The following is a 22,060-nucleotide window of genomic DNA, read 5'->3' as shown; positions in this document are numbered from 1 at the left end:
CATTCGCGACTCATTCTGTTTCCTCTGGGCCTGTCTGTTCAGGGGCAGTTGGAGCGGGATTGCGGGTGATGAACATCGCATCCCCGTAACTGAAAAAGCGGTAGCCGTTTTCCACGGCGGCCTTATAGGCGGCCATGGTTTCGGGATAACCGGCAAACGCGGAAACCAGCATCAACAGCGTGGATTCCGGCAAATGGAAATTGGTCACCAGGGCATCGACAACATGAAACGGCCGGCCCGGATAGATAAAGATGTCGGTGTCGCCACTGAACGGCTTGAGCACACCATCGCGCGCCGCACTTTCCAGCGAACGCACGCTGGTGGTGCCGACCGCAATCACCCGACCGCCCCGCGCACGGCACGCAGCGACCGCATCGACCACATCCTGGCCGACTTCCAGCCACTCGCTGTGCATGTGGTGATCTTCGATCTTCTCGACACGCACCGGCTGGAACGTCCCCGCGCCCACGTGCAACGTCACGAATGCAGTCTCGACGCCCTTGGCAGCAATCGCCTGCATAAGCGGCTCATCGAAATGCAGCCCCGCCGTCGGCGCTGCGACCGCACCCAGACGCTGGGCGTACACGGTCTGATAACGCTCGCGATCCGAGCCTTCATCCGGGCGGTCTATATAAGGAGGCAACGGCATGTGCCCGACGCGATCGAGCAGCGGCAAGACTTCCTCGGCAAACCCCAGCTCGAACAACGCATCATGACGCGCGAGCATCTCGGCTTCGCCACCGCCGTCGATAAGGATCTTCGAACCCGGTTTCGGCGACTTGCTGGAGCGCACATGCGCCAGCACGCGGTGCGCATCGAGCACGCGTTCGATGAGAATTTCCAGCTTGCCGCCGGACGTTTTCTGCCCGAACAGCCGCGCCGGAATCACCCGGGTATTGTTGAACACCATCAAATCGCCCGGGCGCAAATGCTCAAGCAAATCAGTGAATTGACGGTGTGCCAGGGCGCCGCTCGGCCCATCAAGGGTCAGCAGGCGACTACCGCGACGCTCGGCCAACGGATGGCGGGCGATCAGCGAATCAGGAAGCTCGAAAGTAAAGTCAGCAACGCGCATGATGGGGTTCGTCTAGCAGGGCCGGAAAGTCTAGCGGAAATATCGAAAATTGACCATGAAACGTGATTGACCAACGGTAATCACCTCTCTATACTTCGCCGCCATTGAGCCCTGATGGCGGAATTGGTAGACGCGGCGGATTCAAAATCCGTTTTCGAAAGGAGTGGGAGTTCGAGTCTCCCTCGGGGCACCAACACAGAGAAAAAGGTCTTGCGAAAGCAGGGCCTTTTTTTTCGTCTGGTGGAAAGTGGAGGGTTGTTTTTGTCTTTTTTCCAAAACAATCAGGGCAACCAGCTTTTCACTCTTGCGGCGCCGGGGCCAACGCGCCACCGGCTAGCCTAATGCCCAACCGTCTAGGGCAACAAGCCCATCAAAAAACCTCAATCGAACCTGCAGTAATTGCTCTGACTCCATGTCCTGACGCTGGGGAACTGGCCGGATCGGTTACGTGCCGCAGGTTTTGCCAAACGCCCTGTCATAATCGCCTGATCCCGGCTAGTTCGAGCTCAAAGCCTACTTTCGATTTCCTCCCAGATGTACGCGTAGTGGTACTTCAACCAACGAACCAGCACTTTATCGAACTGGCGACGAAACCAGTTTCGCTCTCTAGCTGCCAGCCTTTCCTCAATCGACTCTCTCAGTATGTCGGGGTCGAAACCCGTCCATATCGGAGGCACAGGTGCAACGAGATTGGTAAAGCACACCGGCGCGACCTCTGAATAAAGAATTGAGTAAAGGATTTCAGGGTCGACACCTCTCACCTTATTCGCCAAATAATCATATTCCACGGGAAAATCATTGAATGGCTCGGAAAGAGCGGCTCTAACTTTTGTCAGTTGTGGCTCGGTCAGAAGATATCCCAATGTGTGAGCTCCTCTAACTCTTCATCCAGTGAACTCGCTACCGCTTCGCCTGCAATACCACCGGCAGGCGAGCTGCGGGCAAACCATCGAAGAACACGTCGGGCGAACCTGTCGCGATGGGGTTCGTTCCGTGCCCTGGAACAGGACAGCTGGAGGGATCGCTTTTACGAGCGGCTGGGTTAGCCATGGATGACTCCTGTCAAAAAAATCCTTTTCGAGAGGTAAACCTATCACGAAATTCAGCCTGGACGGCCGCATCCGATCATTCAAAAAAGTGCTTGTTCACCAGACCGCGCTACCTGTTTCTCCGGTTAACGCGGTTGGTACTTCGCTGGCGTTTTCTACCTTGCCGTCAACTCAGGCTTCACAATGGGACGCGGCTCCTCCCTACTCCTTGACTGCAAACATCCGCCTAGCAATCTCCCGCCCCCGCTCCACCCCTTCCTTCGTCAACCATATCGACTTGTTCCTGTTAACCGGATTACTGATCAAACCCTGCTCGTGCAAGCGGTTCATGATCTCGAAGTCATAGCCCTTCCACGCATTGCCGTCGTCGGAGCTATAAGCTGCCAGGAGAGCAAGGACGGCGTCGTCGATCAGTTTCATGTCGTATTCCATGATGGTCACTCCGCTGATGTTCAGTGTTTGTAATCAAAGCGTCGTATCAAAGGGGATGTCAATGCTGCGCGAGCTTGTAGGTTTTAGATGCCCGATTGCTGGTTGCCTCGCATGCGATCCCCGCCCGTATAATCACGCCCGCACGGCAAACCTCCTCTGGCCTTTCGCGCATTGGTTTCAAGCCTTCCACTTCACTGACAGACATCCCCATGGAAACCTCACTGGAAACCGTCGCCCTCTTCTCCCTCAAACTTGCCTACGAAGAAGAAGGCCTGAGCCCGATCCTGCGCGATGACATGGTCATGGGCGATTACCAGAAAGATGTTTTCGAGCTACTGGTGAAACGCGGCGATGTCGAGGCCATTCAGTTCAAGATGAACGAATGCCTGAACCTGGCGCTGGATGCCTTGGGTGGGGTCGAGAAGCCGTTGGGGCGGGAGTTGCGCAAGTTGTCGGCGGAGTTGGCTCAGGCGCGGTCGGTGGAGCAGCTGGGTCAGCCGCTGCTCGCGCTGAAGGGGTATTTGCGCGACATTCTTTGAGTGCCGCGCTACAGCCATGCCGCTATCTCGTCCGATCAGCGACGCGCTTTCAGTACTCGAATATCCGTTGGAAAGCCGTCAGCGCCAACCAGTTGTTTCCAGCCCATGTATTGAAACTCACCATTGGGATCGATGTAGTCGCCCTTCTCTGGTTGCCCGCCGCCAACTATCGCAACACGCTTCACTTCGCCACAGCCGCCATCCGACGGTCGCACCGTGTAGATCACATAGGGCTTCACGTATTGCGTGGCGCGGAAGTATTGGCCGCAGATTTCGTCGACGGTGATGAGCATGGTTTTCAGGCGGGCTTCGCCGTCGGTGTCTTCGTGCAGTTTCAGGAAGGAGATGTCGCCGACGTCGCTGTAGCCGAGGGAACGGGCACGTTGGTAGGCGGGGGAGTTCTGGTGCGCAATACGGCCCTCCTCCACACCCCGTTGCATTTGCGCGGCGAACTCGGCTTTGCCTTGGGCCAGGGTTGCCTCGGCGTGGGCGGCGACGTTTTCGCAGTGGGCATACTCGCTGGAGTCGAGGTGTTGCGGTAGCAGGTTGAGGCGGCGCTCGTTCATGGAGGCGAGGCTGTCTTGCAGGCCCGACGTGGCTGCATAGGCAGCGGAGACGCGACCGCTCTGGACGTCGGCGATTGTCTCCTGCATCCGCTGGCAATTGGCGAGGTAGTAATTCCAGCTGGCTTGCGGGTGTTCTTTCGCGAAGCAGAAGGCTGGGGTAATGGAGATGGCAAGGGTGAGAGCGCCGAGCAGTTGCAGCAAACGAGTTGTGGAAAACATGGGTAGTCCATTACAGAGAAGGCATGGCGCGACGCTACTATTTTGCTATCGTGCCGTCCACTCTCAACAGGCGACCAAGTTGTCGCCTCTGTTTCGTGGCAAGGAAAGAAATCCGATGGATGCTGTGTTGTGTTTGGTGGTCATGGCGGCAATGTGGTTCTGGGTGGTGCGACAGCGCGGGCATTGGAATCTGTTGTTGGCAAACCTCGCCGGAGCGGGTAGCGCTGTGGTGGCGGGCATTGTCTTCACACTGCTTTATGACGGGCTGTTCGGCACCACCATGGCAGCGCCGGGACTGCATAACAGCCTGGTGGTGTTCATGACCAGCGCGGGCGTTCTGGCGGGTGTGTGGTTGTGGATCGCCAAGCGTCGACAGCCGGCGCATCCGGTTGCACGTCAACTGCTCGCGGGGGTCTGTGGCGTTGCCGCAGGCATGGTCACGTTGATTTTTCTGGCGGCGAATTATTTTCCGCAGCCGTAGCCGGACGGCGCGTCTATTTTGCTATCTTGCCGCGCATCGTCGGGGCTCGCTGATCGTCTCGCGCCGCGCTTGGATTGTTGAAAGGTAAGGAAAGGATCAAATGGAGTTTTTGCGTCTTCTGGCGTTCGTTGCTGTCTGGGGTTTCATGTGGCGCTGGGTGGTGAAGAACCGCGGCAGCTGGAACATTTTCTACGGCAACATCGTTGGCGCAGCGGGTGGGTTCATTGTCGGGCTGGTGATGTTGTCGATCACGTTCTCGCTGTTTCCCTCGTCGTTCGATCACGAGGCGGCGCAGGCGCAAAACACGCCAGTCGTCGAGTCGACCTCTGTGTTGCCTGAAGCCGAGGCAGTCACGCCCGCCACTGAACTGAAAGATGCGCCGGTTTTTGCTGCCATCGAAGCGGACGACAAGCCTTCCCCCCCGGACTCCGCACTGTTGCCGAATAACGTCAGCCGAGCGCCGAAATCAATGGCGGTACAGACGGTGCTGAATCAAAGCGACTACGAGGGTCGCATGGCCCTGGCCGCGCTGAACAAGAAGTTGCGCGGCGACGCACAGGCCGACAAGTCGATGATCGCGTATGTCATGTGCAGCCCGTTTGTCACCAGCACCCTGCGCTATCCCGCGTCGGCGCGTTTTGCCGACAGCAAAGCGCTGGTCAGCCATCGCTACAAGGATCAGGTCTACAGCTTCAGCAACAGCGTCACCGCGCGCAACATGAATGGCGACGATGTCACCTACCGTTTCGATTGCTCTGTGCAAGAGCTGCCGAGAGTTGACGCGACGGCCGGGGAATGGCGTTTGCTGGCGCTGAAACTGCAAAAAGCCGACTCTTAAGGCTGATTTAAGGGATCAAGGCGCCGGCTGCGCTATCATCGCCGGCCTGTGCGCCTTGAGCTTTGCCCTCGATGTTTTCAACACCTGATGACCTCACCTCGCTGCCTCCTGTACTGGCCGGCCCGCTGCTGCGGCGGCTGGAGCCGACGCGCGTGGTGCTGTGGCTGGTGGGCTCGCGTAAACTGACGCTGACCTTGCGCCTGCAAGGTGTAGGAGATATCCCGCTCGACTCAGCGAAATGCACGGTCATTGCCGTAGGCCGTCATGCGTTCGTGCATCTGATCGACGTCCAACTTGAATGCGCCCTGCCCTGCGACACGTTTATCGCTTACGACCTGCTGATCGATGACGCCATCGGTATGGCTGAGTGGGCGCCTCATCTGCTTTACCCCGGCGCTACCTGCGCGAACCTCGTCGTGCGTTCGCGGATCGATCAATTGCTCCACGGCTCCTGCCGCAAGCCGCATCATCCGGCAACCGACGGTTTGCTCTGCGTCGATCAATTGCTGGCCGACGAAACCGATGCGCAACGGCGCCCGGCGCTGCTGATGATGAGTGGTGATCAGGTCTATGCCGACGACGTCGCCGGGCCGATGCTGCGGGCGATTCATGCCTTGATCGAGCGTCTGGGTCTGTTCGATGAGCACCTTGACGGTGCCGTGGTCAGCGACAGCGCCAAGCTCTATGAGCACCCGGCCAGCTACTACCACCGTGCGGATTTGTTACCGGCGCTGGAGAGCAACGAGACCTTGCGCGAGCGATTTTTCGGTGGCGCGCGTAAGCCGATTTTCACCAGCAGTAGCGCCGACAATCACCTGGTGACATTCGCCGAAGTCATGGCCATGTACATGCTGGTGTGGTCGCCGACGCCGTGGTCGCTGATCAATCCGAGCGCGCCGACGCTGACGCCAGAACGCCGCAAGCGCTACAACCTCGAGCAGACGCGCATCGATGCCTTCAAGGCGGGCCTGGGCAACGTCGCGCGGGCGCTGGCGCATCTGCCGAGCCTGATGATTTTCGATGACCACGACATCACTGATGACTGGAATCTTTCTGCGCAGTGGGAGGAAACGGCCTACGGCCATCCGTTCTCCAAACGCATCATTGGCAATGCGCTGATTGCTTATCTGTTGTGTCAGGGCTGGGGCAACAATCCGGACGCTTTCAAAGGAATGCTGGAACAGACCGCGCAACTGAGCGCCAGCGGTGATGACGGCTATCTGGACATGCCGGTGCAGGACGATCTGATTGATCAGTTGCTGCGCTTTCAACAGTGGCATTTCGTGCTGCCGAGCACTCCGGCACTGGTGGTGATCGACACGCGTACCCGGCGCTGGCGCAGCGAGATGGCCCTCAAGCAGCCGTCAGGCCTGCTCGATTGGGAAGCCTTGAGCGAACTGCAACAGGAACTGCTCGATCACCCTTCGGCAATCATCGTGTCGCCGGCGCCGATCTTCGGCGTGAAGCTGATTGAAACCGTGCAGAAGGTGTTCAGCTGGTGCGGTTATCCGCTGCTGGTCGACGCGGAAAACTGGATGGCCCATCGCGGCGCGGCGCAGGTGATCCTGAACATTTTCCGACACTCGCGCACACCGGGGAACTACGTGGTGCTGTCCGGCGATGTGCATTATTCCTTCGTCTACGAAGTCCTGATCCGCCACCGCAAGGCCGGCCCACGGATCTGGCAGATCACCAGCAGCGGCATCAAGAACGAATTCCCACCAACGCTGCTGGAATGGTTCGACCGCCTCAACCGCTGGCTCTACTCACCGCGCTCGCCGCTGAACTGGTTCACCAAACGCCGCTTGATGCGCATCGTCCCATATACGCCGGAACATGCCGAGGCCGGGGAGCGGCTGTGGAATTCGGCGGGGATCGGACAGGTGTTTTTCAATGAACAGGGGCAGCCGAGCGAGATTGTTCAGCACAACTCGAATGGGGCGGAGAAGACGAGAATGCTGGCGCCGGAGTTGGGAGATGGGCCAGACTGAAACCAGATCTGAGTATAGGTGGAGGGCCCGGCAACGGGCACTCCACCTGCTGACAATTACAGCAGATAAGGATTACAAGCCTCTCGGAAACGTCTCCGAAGTGCTTAAGTGATACTGGGCGCAATCACAGTCGACCTCGCTGTGTACCAACCACTCGCAGGCCCACATCATGCAAACCATCACCTTCAGCAAAACCACAGCTCACCTGGCCTTGTCGATGGACCAAGCAACCAATGATCGCGAACCGTTGCTGATTACCAGGCGCGGTGCCGAACCGGTTGTGATGATAGGTCTGACTGACTATGAGTCACTTTTGCGGACAGTCAATTCGCTGTCCTTACCAGACACTCCGCAGCAGTGATTATGCAGATAGGGCTGACGACAACGCCCGCCCAACCCCTCTGACAATCATCCCTACCTCGCGCTCATCAATCGTCAACGGCGGGAGCAACCTGATGGTCTTGCCACGAGTCACGTTGATCAACAAGCCGTGATCCCGCGCAGCGATCAGCGGCAGGTCGCGCACCGGTTGTTTCAGCTCGATGCCGATCATCAGGCCCTGCCCCCGGATTGCCAGCACGTTCGGGTTGTCTGCCAATTCGGCGCGCAAGCGTTCCAGCAGCCGTGCGCCCTGCACCCGCGCATTCTCCAGCAAACCTTGTTCCTCGATGATGTCCAGCACCGTGCAGCCGACCCGGCAGGCCAGTGGATTGCCGCCGAAGGTGCTGCCGTGGCTGCCTGGGGTAAACAGGTCCGCCGCGCGGCCACGGGCCAGGCAGGCGCCAATCGGCACGCCATTGCCGAGGCCTTTGGCCAGGGTCATGACGTCGGGCACGATGCCTTCGTGTTGACAGGCGAACCATTGCCCGGTGCGGCCGATGCCGGTCTGGATTTCATCGAGCATCAGCAGCCACGCGTGGCGATTGCACAGGTCGCGCAGGGCTTTGAGATAACCCGGCGGTGCGACTTGTACGCCACCTTCGCCCTGGATCGGTTCGACCAGAATCGCCACGATGCGCGCGCCGTGTTTGCGCTGTATTTGCTCCAGCGCGGCGAGATCGCCGAACGGCACTTTGACGAAGTCCCCCGGCAGTTCGTTGAATCCCAGGCGCACTGCCGGGCCATCGCTGGCAGACAGCGTGCCGAGGGTGCGGCCATGGAAAGCGTTGGCCATGACCACCACCAGCGGCTGCTCGACGCCTTTGCGCCAGCCGTACAGGCGCGCCAGTTTCAGTGCCGTCTCGTTCGCTTCAGCGCCGGAGTTGTTGAAAAACGCGCGCTCCATCCCCGACAACGCCGTCAGCCGTTTGGCCAGCTGTAGTTGCCAGTCAATGCTGTACAGGTTTGAAATGTGCAGCAGCAGCCCCGCTTGCTCGCTGATCGCCGCGACGATGCGCGGATGCGAGTGGCCGACATTGGTCACTGCCACACCGGCAACAGCGTCCAGATATTCGCGCCCCGCCTGATCCCACAGGCGCGTGCCCAGGCCCTTGGTGAAACTCAGGGCCAGTGGTTGGTAGGTGTTCATCAGGGCGGCGGTCATGACGTGAAACTCCATTGCAGGTCGGTGTTTTTGCAGTATGGTTAGCCACCTGAGCTGGATAAACCCGGAAAAACTTCAATCATTTAAAAGCCGAGCTTGATAATGGATTTGTTTCAGTCGATGGGCGTCTACGTCAAAGTGATCGAAACCGGGAGCATGACGGCCGCCGCTGCGAAGTGCGAAATGTCGACGACGATGGTGGGCAATCATCTGCGCGCGCTGGAGCAACGGCTCGGCGTGCAACTGCTGCAACGCACCACGCGCCGCCAGCGCCTGACCGAATTCGGCAGCGTCTATTATCAGCGCTGCCTGGAAGTGCTCGGCCTGGTGGCCGACTCCGAACGCCTTGCCGAACAAGCGTCGGACGAGCCGCGCGGCTTGCTGCGTATCACTGCGCCACTGACCTTCGGCGTCGAACGACTGACCCCGGCCCTCAGCGAATACTCCTTGCTGTATCCGCAAGTGAAGCTCGACGTGGTACTGACCAACAGCCGTCCGGATCTGCTGGAGAACGGCCTCGATGTCGCATTCCGCCTGGGCAATTTCGACCAATCCAACCTGATCGCCCGCCCCCTGATCGACTACACCCTGACGGTCTGCGCCTCCCCCGACTACATCGCGCGGCGCGGCATGCCGCACACGCCACAGGATTTGCAGCAACACGATTGCCTGTCCTTCGCCTACCCGGCTGGGGATGACTGGCAATCGGTGGAAAAACGCTGGCGTCTGAGCGGCCCGGAAGGTGAAGTCCTCGTCGACGTCAGCGGGCCGATGCTGATCAACAGCTCCGCCGGTCTGCACCAGGCGGCGCGCAACGGCATGGGCATCATGATGCTGCCCGACGCGCTGGTGGAGCAGGATCTGCGCGACGGCAAACTGGTCAGGGTAATGACGGACTACCAACCGCCGAGCAGGCCGATGCATCTGTTGTATGCGCAGGATCGCTATCGATTGCCCAAGCTGAGACGGTTTGTCGAGTTTGCGATGCGTACTTGGGGGAAACCTGACGTCGGCCGGCCGTAATCAATCACGATGGAAATTGATAAGGACTTGAATATCCCATGAACGACAGCCTTACCGTGCGCGACTTGCATCCCGGCGAAACAGAATCGGCGAGGCTGTTTCTCAGCCAGCATGGCTGGGGCCATCGCATTGGCGATGCCGAATCTTTTGCTCGCTTGATTCACAATTCGCAGCGTACAGCTGTTGCGCTCTTGGGCGAGCAAATTGTCGGTTTCGCTCGAGCAATTACCGATGAGGTCTCCAACGGCTATCTGTCTATGGTGGTGGTCGATGACCAGCATCGGCGCAAAGGAATCGGGCGGGCACTGGTGGAGTACGTCATGGGTGACAACCCGGACATCACCTGGGTGCTGCGCGCTGGACGCGAAGGCGCTGAAGCTTTTTTCGCCGGCCTGGGCTTCGAGAAGTCCGTGATTGCCATGGAACGTCAGCGCCGCAAATAGCGCGCAGTGGAAAAATCCCGACCACCAGACCGTTGCTCCGTGACAACGCCGCCCCGCTCCCCTAAATTAGTCGGCCTGAAAAAGACCTCGTGCTTTCTCGCCTCAACTCAAGTTAAAAAGTAGTGAAATTTCAATGTCCGATTTCAACACCGCTGAATCCGTAGTCACCCAGTCGTCCAAAGCGGAATACGAAAACTCCATCAATCTTTCACAACACCTGCCTCAAGCCAAAATCATCAGCGAGATGGTCCTCGACGCGTTCCAGTCGACCCGCGAGAGCGACCAGATCCGCGAATTGCGTGCGGCGATCCGTCAGGCGCATGACAGTTTTGATGACGACAAGGCGTACGAGCTGATGGGCGAACTCAAGCGCCTGAAAGACGCCGAGGCAGCCGACATCGCCGCGCTGGAAGACCTGAGCAGCAAGTTCTCGATCGGGCGCATTCTGTCCAGCTTCAAGGACGATCCGGCGTTTCAGGAAATCGTTTATGGTCTGGCGCTGAAGGTGCTGAATCAGACCCATCAGGCGATCAGCAATCCGAGCGGCGGCAAGAGCAAAGCTGCGAAGAAGAAAGAAGTGGAAATCTTCACCATCAGCAAGGACGGCGCCAGCGTGACCCTGCCAATGCGCACGCCGCGTTCGCGTCTGAATGTTGATCGTGAGGCACTGGAATTCCTCGGTTTCACCTTCGTCGGTGAAGGCGATGAAGCCGAGCTGGAGAGCGAAACCTTCGTCGATAACGCCGGTACGGAACAGGCGGTGAACCGCAAAAACATCATCACCGCCCTGCAGCAGCAAACGGCGTTTGATGGTTACAGCATCGCGGCGCAGTAATCTGCCAAGCACTTGTGAAAAAGCCCCGCGCTGATTGATCAGGCGGGGCTTTTTGTTTGAGGCGGGAACCTCAAGCCGAAGGATGCAACGCCGCAATCATGTCCACTTCAATCGCCGCATTCTTCGGCAACTGATAAACGCCGATGGTCGTGCGCGTATGCCGTCCGGCATCGCCCAGCACATGGCTGAACACGTCCGAAGCGCCGTTGGCCACTTCGCTCAGGTCGACAAAGTCAGCAGTCGACTTCACATACACCGTGACACGCAACAACGCGCGAATCTTGTCCAGCGAACCGACCGCATCGACGATCAGCGCCAGGCAACGCATGGCGCTGATGCTCGCCGCTGCTTGTGCATCCTTGAGGTTCAATTCCAGCCCCACGCGACCGGGATACAGGATCTTGCCATTGACCCGCGGCACCATGCCGCTGATGTACAGCTCATCGTGATGACGGATCAGCGGCGCGTAATTGCCACCGGCGGTGTTCTCGCCATGGATGTCGTAGTTGAGTTCTTCGGCCAGGGCGATAAAGCGCTCATCGCAGGTCATCCGTTCGGTCATTGCGCCCAGCCTTTTGATCAATGCACGGGTTAGGACAGTCGACCACCGGGGGATGGCGTGGAGCTACTACTGTCGGGGTTGGATCCAAATCTAGGGTGTTTGCGTAAGTTGTGCAACCAGCGTAGATGGAACAAAAAGCCCCAAACCTTCGGATGCCCCGGACCACAAGCTGATCTTCAGCGGCGCTCAAACAGTGTTCAAGCGCTCAACCATATCTGGAAATTTTTCAACCAGTCGTATCAATAAGGCTGCTTGAGCATTGGGCTTCGACTTTTCCTGCTCCCAATTTCGAAGGGTGTTTGGACTTGTCCTGATTCGACTGGCAAAAACAGCTTGAGACATATGCAGTTTTTCTCGAAGAGCCACAATTTCCTGTGCGCCCACTTCAGGTACAGGCTTGTCCTCAAGCACTGTATTGCGCAGTGTGATCTTGCCCTCGCGTTGAGCCGCCATCTCATCAACGCCCTGCATTAACTCTGCAAACAGGTCGCGTTTTTTCATGGGGTACCTCGTTTTTTCAACTCTTTATCAATGGCTGTCCTGAGTGCCCTCTCCTGCTCGGCAGTCAGCTTCTCAACCTCATCTTTGTCGTAAATGGCGAACATCCAGAACTGACCATCATTCATAAGCCAATAGTAGAGAGCCCGCAAGCCGCCCCGTCTTCCCTTGCCACGGCGAGAATCAGCCCAGCGCAGCTTACGGAAGCCACCCGTTCGAGGCATTACATCGCCCGCAAGCGGATTGCTCTGAAGGTAGTTCTGCATTGTTCGATATTCGTCGTCCGTCAGATAGCGGCCAACGCTTGTGGTAAATATCGTGGTTTCAAAAAAGATTGTTCGCATAGTCAAACTATAAGCAGCTTGACTATAGATAGCCTATCAACAAATTGCTGCTCGAATAAACAAAAAACCCCGCACATCTCTCAACGTGCGGGGTTTTTCCTGAAGCCTGCAAACCTTACGGCGCGTACGTCAGCAACAGCTCTGCCGGCACCTTGAAGTCCAGGGACATCATGACGCTCAACGCAGTGATGGTGAAGATCGAGAACACGAACAGCTTGCGTGCCCAGACGGTGTCATCGACTGCCTTGTAGCCGGTCCAGGCCATGTACAGCCAGTACATGCCCATGGCGGCGGCGACGGCGAGGTAGCTCATGCCGGCGTAGCCGCTGAAGGTCAGCATCAAGGTCGCCACGAGGAACGCCAGGATGTAGAGCAGGATGTGCTTCTTCGCCACTTGAATGCCGCGTTTCACTGGCAGCACCGGAATCGATGCGGCCAGGTAATCGTTGAAACGGAAAATCGCGATGGCGTAGGAATGCGGCATCTGCCACAGGCTGAACATCACCAGCAGGGTCAGTGCGGCCATGTCGAAGCTGTTGGTCACGGCAACGTAACCGATCACTGGCGGCATGGCCCCCGACAGACTGCCCACCAGCGTGCCGTGAACCGACTTGCGCTTGAGGTACAGGCTGTAGAAGCCGACGTAGATGATGAAGCCGATTACTGCGAACAAGGCAGCCAACGGGTTGGCCACCTTGAACAACAAGGAAACGCCGAGAACACCCAGAATGGTCGCGTAAACCAGGGCCAGTTTCAGGGAGATGAGGCCCTGGACCAGCACACGGTTCTTGGTGCGTTCCATCTTCAGGTCGATGTCGCGGTCGATGCAGTTGTTGAACACGCAACCGGAGGCCACGACCAGGGAAGTACCGATCATGGCGGCCAGAAACACCGCCAGATCGACATGCCCTTTCGAGGCCAGGAAGAACCCGCCTGCCACAGAAAGCACGTTACCGAAAATGATCCCCGGTTTGGTGATTTGGATAAAGTGCTTGAGCGACATCGGGTCTACCTCACTTCGCCATCATGTACGTGTGGATGCTGAACATGATCCACAGCGACAGGCCAACCAGCAGCACGATCACGATCGCCGTAAAGACGAATGCGATCACGTTGTTACGCTGTGCAATGGAACGATCCAGGTGCAGGAAGTAATACAGGTGAACAATCACCTGGATCACTGCGAACAGCAGAACGATTGCCAGCGTCGTCGACTTCGGCAGGGTCGGGTACATCACCAGACCGAACGGAATGACGGTCAGGATTACCGACAGGATGAAGCCGATGGCGTACGACTTGACGCTGCCGTGGCCAGCATCGTGGCTGTCATGGGAGTGTGCATTAGCCATTACAGAGTCCCCATCAGGTAAACAACGGTGAAGACGCAGATCCAGACCACGTCCAGGAAGTGCCAGAACAGGCTCAGGCAGCTCAGACGGGTCTTGTTGGTCGACGTCAGGCCATGCTTGTTGACCTGATACATCATGATGCCCATCCAGATCAGACCGGCCGAAACGTGCAGACCGTGGGTACCGACCAGGGTGAAGAACGCCGACAGGAAGCCCGAACGGCTAGGACCGAAGCCCTCGGAGATCAGCAGGTGGAACTCGTTGATCTCCATGGCGATGAAGCCCGCGCCGAGCAGGAAGGTCATGAACAACCAGCCCAGGACCGCCTGCTTCTTGCCCTTGTACAACGCCAGCATGGCGAAGCCGTAGGTGATCGAACTGAACAACAGCAGAGCGGTTTCGCCCAGCACGTAAGGCAGTTCGAAGATGTCGTGGCCCGACGGGCCACCGGCAACGTTGTTTACCAGTACTGCGTACACCGCGAAGATCGACGCAAACAGAATGCAGTCGGTCATCAGGTAGAGCCAGAAACCGTATACGGTCATCTCGCCCGAGTCGTGGTGATGGTCATCGTGCCCATGGTCACCATGGGCGTGTCCAACATTGGTCACTAAGTTCGACATGGTTTAAGCCTGTTCCAACGAGGTTTCAACACGGGTGGCATTGGCCGGGATTTTCCCTGCCGCGACCAGACGCTTGTGCTGCTCGGCTTCGATACGCTCGATCGTTTCAACCGGAACCATATAGCCCTGGTCGTCACGTGCAGCGTGGATCACGAAGTAAACGACGGTGCCCACCAGGCTCGCGATCGCCAGCCACCAGATGTGCCAGATCATCGCGAAACCGAAGACGGTCAACAGCGCGCCCATCACCACGCCAGTGGCGGTGTTGTTCGGCATGTGGATCGGCTCGTACTTGGCCGGACGCTGGTACGCAGTACCGTTTTCCTTGGCTTCGGTGAACGGGTCGATGCAGTCAGCCTTAGGCAGCACAGCGAAGTTGTAGAACGGTGGTGGCGACGAGGTCGACCATTCCAGGGTGTGTGCATTCCACGGGTCACCGTGATCGCAAACGTTCTCTGGCTTGTTGCGGTCACGCACACTGACGTACAGCTGGATCAGTTGGCAGGCGATACCGACAGCAATCATCACCGCACCGAACATGGCAACGTACAGGTACGGTACCCACTCAGGGTTGGTGGTGGCGTTCAGACGACGGGTCATGCCCATGAAGCCCAGTGCGTAGAGCGGCATGAACGCGACGAAGAAGCCCGAGATCCAGAACCAGAACGCTGCTTTACCCCAGCCTTCGTGCAGCTTGAAGCCGAACGCTTTCGGGAAGTAGAACGCGAAGCCAGCGATGTAACCGAATACCGCACCGCCGATGATCACGTTGTGGAAGTGCGCGATCACGAACAGGCTGTTGTGCAGCACGAAGTCAGCACCCGGGATGGCCAGCAGTACGCCGGTCATGCCGCCGATGGCGAAGGTCACCATGAAGCCCAGAGTCCACATTACCTGGCTGGTGAAGCGCAGACGGCCCTGGTAGATGGTGAACAGCCAGTTGAACAGCTTCACACCCGTCGGGATGGAAATCAGCATCGTCGCCAGACCGAAGAAGGCGTTGACGCTTGCACCCGACCCCATGGTGAAGAAGTGGTGCAGCCAGACCATGAAGCCCAGTACCGAGATCGCGCCCGAGGCGTAGATCATCGAGTGGTGGCCGAACAGTTTCTTGCCGGTGAACGCCGAGATCACTTCCGAGAAGATGCCGAAGGCCGGCAGGATCAGGATGTAAACCTCAGGGTGGCCCCACGCCCAGAACAGGTTGACGTACATCATCGGATTGCCACCAAGTTCATTGGTGAAAATGTGGAAATCCATGTAACGGTCAAGGGTCAGCAGTGCCAGGGTAGCGGTCAGGATCGGGAACGAAGCCACGATCAGAACGTTTGCCCAGGTGCAGGTCCAGGTGAAGATCGGCATGTCCATCAGTTTCATGCCAGGGGTACGCATTTTCAGTACGGTCGCGAGGAAGTTGACCCCGGTTAACGTCGTACCCAATCCGGATAGCTGTAGCGCCCAGATGTAGTAATCCATCCCCACGCCAGGGCTGTATTGCAGACCCGACAGCGGCGGATACGCAACCCAACCGGTCTTGGCGAATTCACCGATACCCAGCGACAGGTTGATCAGCACAACGCCGGACACCAGCAGCCAGAAGCTCAGGGAGTTCAGGAACGGGAACGCAACGTCACGCGCGCCGATCTGCAGCGGCACTGCAAGGTTCATCAGGCCGGTGAAGAATGGCATCGCCATGAAGATGATCATGATCACACCGTGAGCGGTGAAGATCTGGTCATAGTGTTCAGGTGGCAGGTAGCCAGGCGAACCCTCGGTGGCCATGGCCAGCTGGGTACGCATCATGATCGCGTCGGCAAAGCCGCGCAGCAGCATGACCATGGCGACGATGATGTACATCACGCCGATTTTCTTGTGGTCGACCGAAGTCAGCCACTCGGTCCACAGGTACGTCCACTTCTTGAAGTAAGTGATCGCAGCGAACAGCGCCAGACCACCGAGGGCGATCATGGCGATGGTCACCATCACGATCGGCTCGTGGAATGGGACTGCTTCCCAACTTAATTTACCAAACATCGTTTACTCCTCTGCCCCGGCAGCTGAATGCGAACCCGCGTCAATATCCGTGGCCGCCACTTCTTTCTCTTTCTTCTCGTGCTTCAGCGGCTTGCCCGGCTTCATACCTTCGTACTTGTCGACGATGATCTGGAACTGGTTCGGCGTGACCGACGAGTAGAGTTCGACTGGGTTGTTCTGGCTCGGTTTGGCCAGGGCCGCGTATTCAGCCTGATCAAGCTGTTTAGGCGACTTCTTGACTTCATTTACCCAGGCGTCGAAATCTTCCTGAGTGGTGGAGATAGCCTTGAATTTCATACCGGTGAAACCGGCACCGCTGTAGTTGGCGGAGATACCGTCCATTTCAGCGTTGCGGTCAGCGATCAGGTGCAGCTTGGTCTGCATGCCCGCCATCGCGTAGATCTGGCCGCCCAGGCCCGGGATGAAGAACGAGTTCATCACGGCATCGGAGGTGATCTTGAAGTTGATTGGCGTGTGCGCCGGGAACACGATCTTGTTGACCGTGGCAATGCCTTGTTCCGGGTAGATGAACAGCCACTTCCAGTCCAGCGCGACGACTTCGATGGTCACCGGCTTGACGTCAGACTCGATCGGACGATACGGGTCCAGCTCGTGAGTCGAGATGTAAGTGATGTAGCCCAGGGCGATGATGATCAGCACCGGGATGGTCCATACGGCCACTTCGATCTTGGTCGAGTGCGACCACTTCGGCGTGTAGACGGCGTTCTTGTTCGAAGCGCGGTACTTCCAGGCAAACAGGAAGGTCATGACGATGACCGGCACGACGACCAACAGCATCAGCAGCGTGGCGGTGATGATCAGGTTGCGCTGTTCCAGGCCGACCTGGCCCGTTGGATTGAGCAAGGTCATGTTGCAGCCTCCCAGCAACAACGTGCCGAGCAGCGGCACTAGGCCTAGTAATCTGGGGTACCTGTTTTTACTCATCTCACGACCTCTAAAGCAGCTTGCGCAATGCAGTTGGGTTTTGATCGCCAACACTTCACCCTGCCAAGGGTTGGCATTTTCTTTGGATTGAATAAGGGCCGCCCGTCGCGCGTCACACGCTCGACAAAACCTTGGGACAGCGTTCAGTTCTTATTCGAATTCGTGGTCAAAGGCCTTGTTACAGACCAATTCCATTTGGTGCGGAAAATTGGAAAGGCACCGACACCAGGGTGTCTCGAAAACCTCGCGGCTCGCTCGACACCCGACCTCCTGATCAGTTCCTTGATAAAGGCTGAACAGCGTCGGGAATTCAGTGCGGGCGATTGTAGATAGGTAGCGCCCTATACACCATGTCTTATCCCGAAATAATTTTTATCACTCAGAGCAACAATCCATCGCCATTTTTGCAAAAGTTGCGCAAGTTATCGAAAGCGTTTCTCAATAAAAGCGGCAAAATCTGCCAGCGTAACCGCCTCAAATCAGACAGCTCTGCACCCGATCTACAAACGCTGGAGCGGCGCAAAGCCCGATGTTCCAAGGGCTTCGCCCATCTGCCGGCGCCTGTTAAAACTGCCTGCTCTGGTACGTCCGTGCTCAAGCCCGAAAACGCTGAAACTGGCCAATGTTTTTATGTAACAGGCGGCCAATCCGCCGCTTCGCGAGTCCCTGCGACAGCCCCTGTGTGACAACATGTCGCACATTTGCCGCACGCTTCATTGCCGTTCGTCACGGTGTTTTCACAAACGCTCTGAAATGCAAAACGCCCCGATTTTCATCAGCGAAAACCGGGGCGTTTTGTTTATCGGCAGCTCTGCCGAGAAGTTGACTCAGTGCAGCGCTTTTCGATTACGCGAGGTCAGCAACGGCACTAGAATCACCACCAGCACGAAGGCCACCAGCGCCCATTGCGCCAGCGACAGACCGAGGATCGGCGGATACGGCGTCGAGCAGAAACCGTCAACCTGAAAGCCCAGCGGGAAAATCTTTGCCAGCGGCAGATCATCGACGATTGGCTGCAGTACATCGACGCCACAACTTACCGCCGGATAGAACTGCGTATAGACGTGATGCCCGGCCACACCGGCCCCGGCAATCGCACAGATCACCACCAGCGTCTCGAACACCGTGATGCTGCGACGGCTGCGCATGCCCGCGCCAATGAAGGCGAACAGTGCAATCAGCAACAATGCATAGCGCTGCAGGATGCACAGCGGGCAAGGTGCTTCGCCGAGCACGACCTGCATGTAAAGTGCGCCGCCGATCAACGCCAGGCAGATGATCCCCAGCAACACCAGATAGCGCCGCTCGCGCCCCAACCGCATCGTTTCCTCGCTCATTGCCTTTCCTTTGTAAGTCCATGGTCCAGCCGGCCGGCGGCTGAAATTGTCGCAAGTCTACACCGGGGCAATAAACGATAGAGCGGTTAAGGAATGATTAACCAACATGGCTTTGCGGCGCGCAGAAGATTCGCGAGCAGGCTCGCTCCCACAATGGAACTGCGTCGAACGCAAATCCGGTGGGAGCGAGCCTGCTCGCGAACGAGACAACTCGGTTTCAGCTCACTCGAGAGCAGCAGCCGGGCCGAAGAACTCGTAACGGCTCTGTTTCTCCGGAACGCCCAACGCTTTCAGATGCCGCTTGATCGCGCCCATGAACCCTTTAGGCCCGAGGAAGTACGCATCGACATCACGCTGCGCCGGCAGCCACTCGCCGAGCAGTTCTTCGTTGAGCAGGCCAACCTTGTCCGCCGCCGGGCTGACGCCATCTTCTTCGGCGTAGCAATAGAAGCGCTTGAGTTGCGGATGACGCGCCGCCAGCCCATCGACCCAGTCACGGAATGCGTGGACGCTGCCATTGCGTGCGCAGTGGATAAAGTGCACAGGACGTTCGGTGGCCAGCGCGGCTTCCAGCATCGCCAGCGTCGGGGTGATACCGACGCCGCCACTGATCAGCACCAGTGGTTTGTCGCTGGCCGCCAGGGTGAATTCGCCCGACGGCGGGAACAGTTGGATGCTTGAGCCGACGTGCAGTTGATCATGCAGGTAGTTGGATGCGCGGCCATTCGGTTCACGCTTGACGCTGATGCGGTACTGACCGTTATTGGCCAGTGCCGAGAGCGAATAGTTGCGACGGATTTCTTCGCCGTCTAGGGTCAGCTTCATGCCGATGTACTGACCCGGTTCGGCCGCAAGAATCTGCCCTTTGTCTGCTGGTTCGAAGTAGAACGAGGTGATTTCGGCGCTCTCCTGCACCTTCGCTGCGACGATGAATTCCCGCGCACCGCGCCAGCCGCCGACAGCGTGTTCCTTCTGGTCATAGATCGCGGTTTCGGCGCCGATCAGGATGTCGGCCAGTTGCCCGTACGCAGCGCCCCAGGCACTCATCACCTCAGGCGTGGCGATCTCTTCGCCGAGCACTTCGGAAATGGCGCGCAGCAGGCAGGTGCCGACGATCGGGTAATGCTCCGGCAGAATCTGCAGGGCGACGTGTTTGTTGATGATCTTCGCCACCAGATCGCCCAACTGGTCGAGCTGATCGATGTGCCGGGCGTACATCAGCACGCCGTTGGCCAAGGCACGCGGCTGATCGCCACTGGCCTGATGCGCTTGGTTGAACAGCGGGCGCACTTGCGGGTATTCGGAGAGCATCATGCGGTAGAAATGCGTGATCAACGCCTCGCCGCCGCTTTCCAGCAGAGGCACGGTGGATTTGATGATGGCACGATCCTGGACGCTAAGCATAAGGTGACTCCTGCGCTTTCTTGAAAGATTGCCTTAGGCATATCAGCTTTCGTGCCAACTAATTAATCCATTAAATTCAACGACTTGAGGCATTAGTAGTCATTTAGACACAAATGAACGTATAGTCATCGCGACTACACCTTGTCTCTTTGACTACATACCCATGACCGCCAAATCCTTGCTTACCGCCCTGCTGCCTCTGGTCGCCGACCTCTCCCGCGAACTGCCCGAAGGTGAGCGCTATCGGCGTTTGCTCGAGGCCATGCGCGCCTTGTTGCCCTGCGATGCCGCCGCGTTGTTGCGTCTGGATGGCGAATCATTGGTGCCGCTGGCGGTGGATGGCTTGAGTACCGACACCCTCGGCCGGCGCTTCAAGGTCAGCGAGCATCCGCGTTTTGAAATCCTGCTGGCCGGCGCCGGGCCGACGCGCTTCGCTGCCGACAGCGACTTGCCCGATCCTTACGACGGTTTGGTCGATGGCCTCGACGATCATCTTGAAGTTCACGACTGCCTCGGCTGTCCTTTATTCGTCGATGAAAAACTCTGGGGCCTGATCACCCTCGACGCACTGGACCCGGAGCGTTTCGAGCCGATCGAACTCGACGCCCTGCAAGCCTTCGCCAGCCTCGCCTCGGCCACGGTCAACGCCGCCGAACGCATCGAACGTCTAGCCACCCGCGCCGAAGACGAGCATCAGCGCGCCGAGGTCTACCGTCAGGCCAGCGGTCAGCAGCACCGCGAAATGATCGGCCAGAGCAAGGCGCATAAACGTTTGGTGGAAGAAATCAATCTGGTCGGCGGCAGTGATCTGACTGTTCTGATCACCGGCGAAACCGGCGTCGGTAAAGAACTGGTCGCCCAGGCCATCCACGCCGCCTCCGCGCGCGCCGACAAACCGATCATCAGCCTCAATTGCGCCGCCCTGCCCGACACGCTGGTGGAAAGCGAACTGTTCGGCCACGTGCGCGGCGCCTTCACCGGCGCCACCAGCGACCGGCGTGGCAAGTTCGAACTGGCCAATGGCGGCACGCTGTTTCTTGATGAAGTCGGCGAGCTGTCGCTGACAGTCCAGGCGAAGTTGCTGCGCGTATTGCAGAGCGGTCAATTGCAGCGCCTGGGCTCGGACAAGGAGCACCAGGTCGACGTGCGTCTGATTGCCGCGACCAATCGCGATCTGGCCGAAGAAGTGCGCAGCGGTCGCTACCGTGCCGACTTTTATCACCGCTTGAGCGTGTACCCGCTGCGGGTGCCGGCCCTACGCGATCGCGGGCGCGACGTGTTGCTGCTCAGTGGTTTCTTTCTCGAGCAGAACCGCTCGCGCATGGGCCTCAATAGCCTGCGTTTGAACAGTGATGCTCAGGAAGCGCTGCTGGCCTACACCTGGCCGGGGAATGTCCGGGAGCTGGAGCATTTGATCGGGCGCAGTGCGCTGAAGGCGCTGGGTAACTGCAAAGTGCGGCCGAAGATTTTGAGTCTGAGCGCGGCGGATCTGGATTTGCCCCGTGAGGTTGTGGATAACGTGATTGCGCCTGCCAACCCTGACTTGGTCAACGTGCTGCCGATAATCAGCGGGGATCTGCGCAGTGCCACCGATGAGTTTCAGCGGCGCCTGATCATTGCAGCGCTGGAGCGTCACCAGGATAACTGGGCGAGTGCGGCGCGGGAGTTGGGGGTGGATCGGGCGAATCTTGGGCGGATGGCCAAGCGTTTGGGCATGAAATAACCGCGCCATGTAGCTTGCTTGATGACCTGTGGCGAGGGGATTTATCCCCGTTGGACTGCGCAGCGGTCCCGTCTTTTGCGGCCGCTACGCGACCCAACGGGGATGAATCCCCTCGCCACAGATGTTTTTTGTCCAGCCAACAACTGAGCTAAAGCCCAACCTTCTGACGCCGATAACACGGCATCAAAGGTTTCTGGCGATTTACAC

General features: G+C 58.2%; 25 protein-coding genes, 1 tRNA gene and 1 pseudogene. 11 read left to right on the top strand and 16 right to left on the bottom strand.

The genetic code is table 11. The annotated features are described in order from the left end of the window. Positions 1–10 precede the first annotated feature (10 nt). Positions 11–1,075 (bottom strand): tRNA preQ1(34) S-adenosylmethionine ribosyltransferase-isomerase QueA, encoded by a 1,065-nt coding sequence (gene queA, locus AC0IXA_RS16550; RefSeq protein WP_471813906.1) that lies wholly within the window; start codon positions 1,073–1,075, stop codon positions 11–13. A 108-nt stretch (positions 1,076–1,183) separates the two neighbouring features. Between queA and AC0IXA_RS16545 the strand changes: the two genes are divergently transcribed. Then, positions 1,184–1,268: transfer RNA gene (locus tag AC0IXA_RS16545), tRNA-Leu, on the top strand. 313 nt (positions 1,269–1,581) lie between these two features. Here AC0IXA_RS16545 and AC0IXA_RS16540 read toward each other — a convergent pair. The 3 genes and pseudogenes from AC0IXA_RS16540 to AC0IXA_RS16530 all read right to left on the bottom strand — a co-directional run bounded on the left by AC0IXA_RS16540 (position 1,582) and on the right by AC0IXA_RS16530 (position 2,544). Further along, entirely contained in the window at positions 1,582–1,938 is a 357-nt protein-coding gene (locus tag AC0IXA_RS16540; protein WP_122611845.1) for a DUF7079 family protein, read from the bottom strand. A gap of 67 nt (positions 1,939–2,005) precedes the next feature. After that, positions 2,006–2,125: pseudogene (locus tag AC0IXA_RS16535) on the bottom strand (PAAR domain-containing protein); the annotation flags it as partial. Between the two features lie 200 nt (positions 2,126–2,325). Next, positions 2,326–2,544 (bottom strand): DUF6429 family protein, encoded by a 219-nt coding sequence (locus AC0IXA_RS16530; RefSeq protein WP_471813904.1) that lies wholly within the window; start codon positions 2,542–2,544, stop codon positions 2,326–2,328. Positions 2,545–2,765: 221 nt separating this feature from the next. Between AC0IXA_RS16530 and AC0IXA_RS16525 the strand changes: the two genes are divergently transcribed. Next, complete coding sequence (locus AC0IXA_RS16525) at positions 2,766–3,095, top strand: hypothetical protein (protein WP_016773313.1); 330 nt, start codon at positions 2,766–2,768, stop codon at positions 3,093–3,095. 35 nt (positions 3,096–3,130) lie between these two features. Here the strand turns inward: AC0IXA_RS16525 and AC0IXA_RS16520 are convergent, their stop codons facing one another. After that, positions 3,131–3,880, bottom strand: coding sequence for a hypothetical protein (locus tag AC0IXA_RS16520; RefSeq protein ID WP_122699551.1), 750 nt, complete (start codon positions 3,878–3,880; stop codon positions 3,131–3,133). A 115-nt stretch (positions 3,881–3,995) separates the two neighbouring features. On the opposite strand from AC0IXA_RS16520, the gene AC0IXA_RS16515 reads away from it, so the two are divergent. From AC0IXA_RS16515 to AC0IXA_RS16500, 4 genes are all read left to right on the top strand, one after another. Next, entirely contained in the window at positions 3,996–4,361 is a 366-nt protein-coding gene (locus tag AC0IXA_RS16515; protein ID WP_041479936.1) for a hypothetical protein, read from the top strand. A gap of 100 nt (positions 4,362–4,461) precedes the next feature. Continuing rightward, the gene (locus tag AC0IXA_RS16510) at positions 4,462–5,199 is read left to right on the top strand and encodes a hypothetical protein (RefSeq protein ID WP_341638850.1); all 738 of its coding nucleotides are present in this window, start codon (positions 4,462–4,464) and stop codon (positions 5,197–5,199) included. 71 nt (positions 5,200–5,270) lie between these two features. After that, positions 5,271–7,190: an alkaline phosphatase D family protein gene (locus tag AC0IXA_RS16505; protein ID WP_471813902.1), complete on the top strand. Its 1,920-nt coding sequence runs from the start codon at positions 5,271–5,273 to the stop codon at positions 7,188–7,190. A gap of 169 nt (positions 7,191–7,359) precedes the next feature. After that, a complete protein-coding gene (locus tag AC0IXA_RS16500) occupies positions 7,360–7,551 on the top strand; it encodes a type II toxin-antitoxin system Phd/YefM family antitoxin (RefSeq protein ID WP_016770565.1) in 192 nt (63 codons plus the stop codon). On the opposite strand, the gene AC0IXA_RS16495 is transcribed toward AC0IXA_RS16500, so the two are convergent. Further along, positions 7,552–8,733 (bottom strand): acetylornithine/succinylornithine family transaminase, encoded by a 1,182-nt coding sequence (locus AC0IXA_RS16495; protein WP_471813900.1) that lies wholly within the window; start codon positions 8,731–8,733, stop codon positions 7,552–7,554. It abuts the gene before it with no gap. A 102-nt stretch (positions 8,734–8,835) separates the two neighbouring features. Here AC0IXA_RS16495 and AC0IXA_RS16490 point away from each other — a divergent pair, with 102 nt between their 5' ends. From AC0IXA_RS16490 to AC0IXA_RS16480, 3 genes are all read left to right on the top strand, one after another. Next, the gene (locus AC0IXA_RS16490; protein ID WP_471813898.1) at positions 8,836–9,756 is read left to right on the top strand and encodes a LysR family transcriptional regulator; all 921 of its coding nucleotides are present in this window, start codon (positions 8,836–8,838) and stop codon (positions 9,754–9,756) included. A gap of 38 nt (positions 9,757–9,794) precedes the next feature. Next, positions 9,795–10,199 carry a GNAT family N-acetyltransferase gene (locus AC0IXA_RS16485; protein WP_341638847.1) on the top strand — a complete coding sequence of 135 codons (405 nt, stop codon included), beginning with the start codon at positions 9,795–9,797 and terminating at the stop codon, positions 10,197–10,199. A 133-nt stretch (positions 10,200–10,332) separates the two neighbouring features. Further along, complete coding sequence (locus tag AC0IXA_RS16480) at positions 10,333–11,034, top strand: hypothetical protein (protein WP_016773307.1); 702 nt, start codon at positions 10,333–10,335, stop codon at positions 11,032–11,034. A gap of 70 nt (positions 11,035–11,104) precedes the next feature. Here AC0IXA_RS16480 and AC0IXA_RS16475 read toward each other — a convergent pair whose 3' ends face one another. The 8 genes from AC0IXA_RS16475 to cyoA all read right to left on the bottom strand — a co-directional run bounded on the left by AC0IXA_RS16475 (position 11,105) and on the right by cyoA (position 17,389). Next, positions 11,105–11,596, bottom strand: a complete 492-nt coding sequence (locus tag AC0IXA_RS16475; protein WP_471813896.1) for a RidA family protein — start codon at positions 11,594–11,596, stop codon at positions 11,105–11,107. A 186-nt stretch (positions 11,597–11,782) separates the two neighbouring features. Beyond that, positions 11,783–12,097 (bottom strand): helix-turn-helix domain-containing protein, encoded by a 315-nt coding sequence (locus AC0IXA_RS16470; protein WP_041479944.1) that lies wholly within the window; start codon positions 12,095–12,097, stop codon positions 11,783–11,785. Continuing rightward, complete coding sequence (locus AC0IXA_RS16465; protein WP_471813894.1) at positions 12,094–12,438, bottom strand: toxin; 345 nt, start codon at positions 12,436–12,438, stop codon at positions 12,094–12,096. Before AC0IXA_RS16465 ends, AC0IXA_RS16470 begins: the two co-directional genes overlap by 4 nt. Positions 12,439–12,553: 115 nt before the next feature. After that, complete coding sequence (gene cyoE / locus AC0IXA_RS16460) at positions 12,554–13,441, bottom strand: heme o synthase (protein WP_471813892.1); 888 nt, start codon at positions 13,439–13,441, stop codon at positions 12,554–12,556. 10 nt (positions 13,442–13,451) lie between these two features. Next, on the bottom strand, positions 13,452–13,787 hold the full coding sequence (cyoD, locus tag AC0IXA_RS16455; protein ID WP_011335842.1) for a cytochrome o ubiquinol oxidase subunit IV: 336 nt from the start codon (positions 13,785–13,787) through the stop codon (positions 13,452–13,454). Continuing rightward, positions 13,787–14,410: a cytochrome o ubiquinol oxidase subunit III gene (gene cyoC, locus AC0IXA_RS16450; RefSeq protein ID WP_016773303.1), complete on the bottom strand. Its 624-nt coding sequence runs from the start codon at positions 14,408–14,410 to the stop codon at positions 13,787–13,789. Before cyoC ends, cyoD begins: the two co-directional genes overlap by 1 nt. Before the next feature lie 3 nt (positions 14,411–14,413). After that, positions 14,414–16,444 carry a cytochrome o ubiquinol oxidase subunit I gene (gene cyoB / locus AC0IXA_RS16445; protein WP_016773302.1) on the bottom strand — a complete coding sequence of 677 codons (2,031 nt, stop codon included), beginning with the start codon at positions 16,442–16,444 and terminating at the stop codon, positions 14,414–14,416. A 3-nt stretch (positions 16,445–16,447) separates the two neighbouring features. Continuing rightward, positions 16,448–17,389 carry a ubiquinol oxidase subunit II gene (gene cyoA, locus AC0IXA_RS16440; RefSeq protein ID WP_122752278.1) on the bottom strand — a complete coding sequence of 314 codons (942 nt, stop codon included), beginning with the start codon at positions 17,387–17,389 and terminating at the stop codon, positions 16,448–16,450. A 350-nt stretch (positions 17,390–17,739) separates the two neighbouring features. Here cyoA and AC0IXA_RS16435 point away from each other — a divergent pair, with 350 nt between their 5' ends. Further along, the gene (locus AC0IXA_RS16435) at positions 17,740–18,075 is read left to right on the top strand and encodes a hypothetical protein (protein ID WP_156045085.1); all 336 of its coding nucleotides are present in this window, start codon (positions 17,740–17,742) and stop codon (positions 18,073–18,075) included. Positions 18,076–18,216: 141 nt separating this feature from the next. Here the strand turns inward: AC0IXA_RS16435 and AC0IXA_RS16430 are convergent, their stop codons facing one another. Both AC0IXA_RS16430 and hmpA read right to left on the bottom strand, forming a co-directional pair. Beyond that, positions 18,217–18,726 carry a disulfide bond formation protein B gene (locus tag AC0IXA_RS16430; protein ID WP_122507825.1) on the bottom strand — a complete coding sequence of 170 codons (510 nt, stop codon included), beginning with the start codon at positions 18,724–18,726 and terminating at the stop codon, positions 18,217–18,219. Between the two features lie 222 nt (positions 18,727–18,948). Further along, positions 18,949–20,130: an NO-inducible flavohemoprotein gene (hmpA, locus tag AC0IXA_RS16425; RefSeq protein ID WP_341638845.1), complete on the bottom strand. Its 1,182-nt coding sequence runs from the start codon at positions 20,128–20,130 to the stop codon at positions 18,949–18,951. Between the two features lie 163 nt (positions 20,131–20,293). Between hmpA and norR the strand changes: the two genes are divergently transcribed. Beyond that, complete coding sequence (gene norR, locus AC0IXA_RS16420; RefSeq protein WP_341638844.1) at positions 20,294–21,853, top strand: nitric oxide reductase transcriptional regulator NorR; 1,560 nt, start codon at positions 20,294–20,296, stop codon at positions 21,851–21,853. Positions 21,854–22,060 lie beyond the last annotated feature (207 nt).

The sequence above is a fragment of the Pseudomonas sp. AC083 genome (assembly GCF_979253165.1).
Note: the sequence above shows the minus strand (reverse complement) of the source record. Positions and strands in the feature narration are given on the sequence as shown.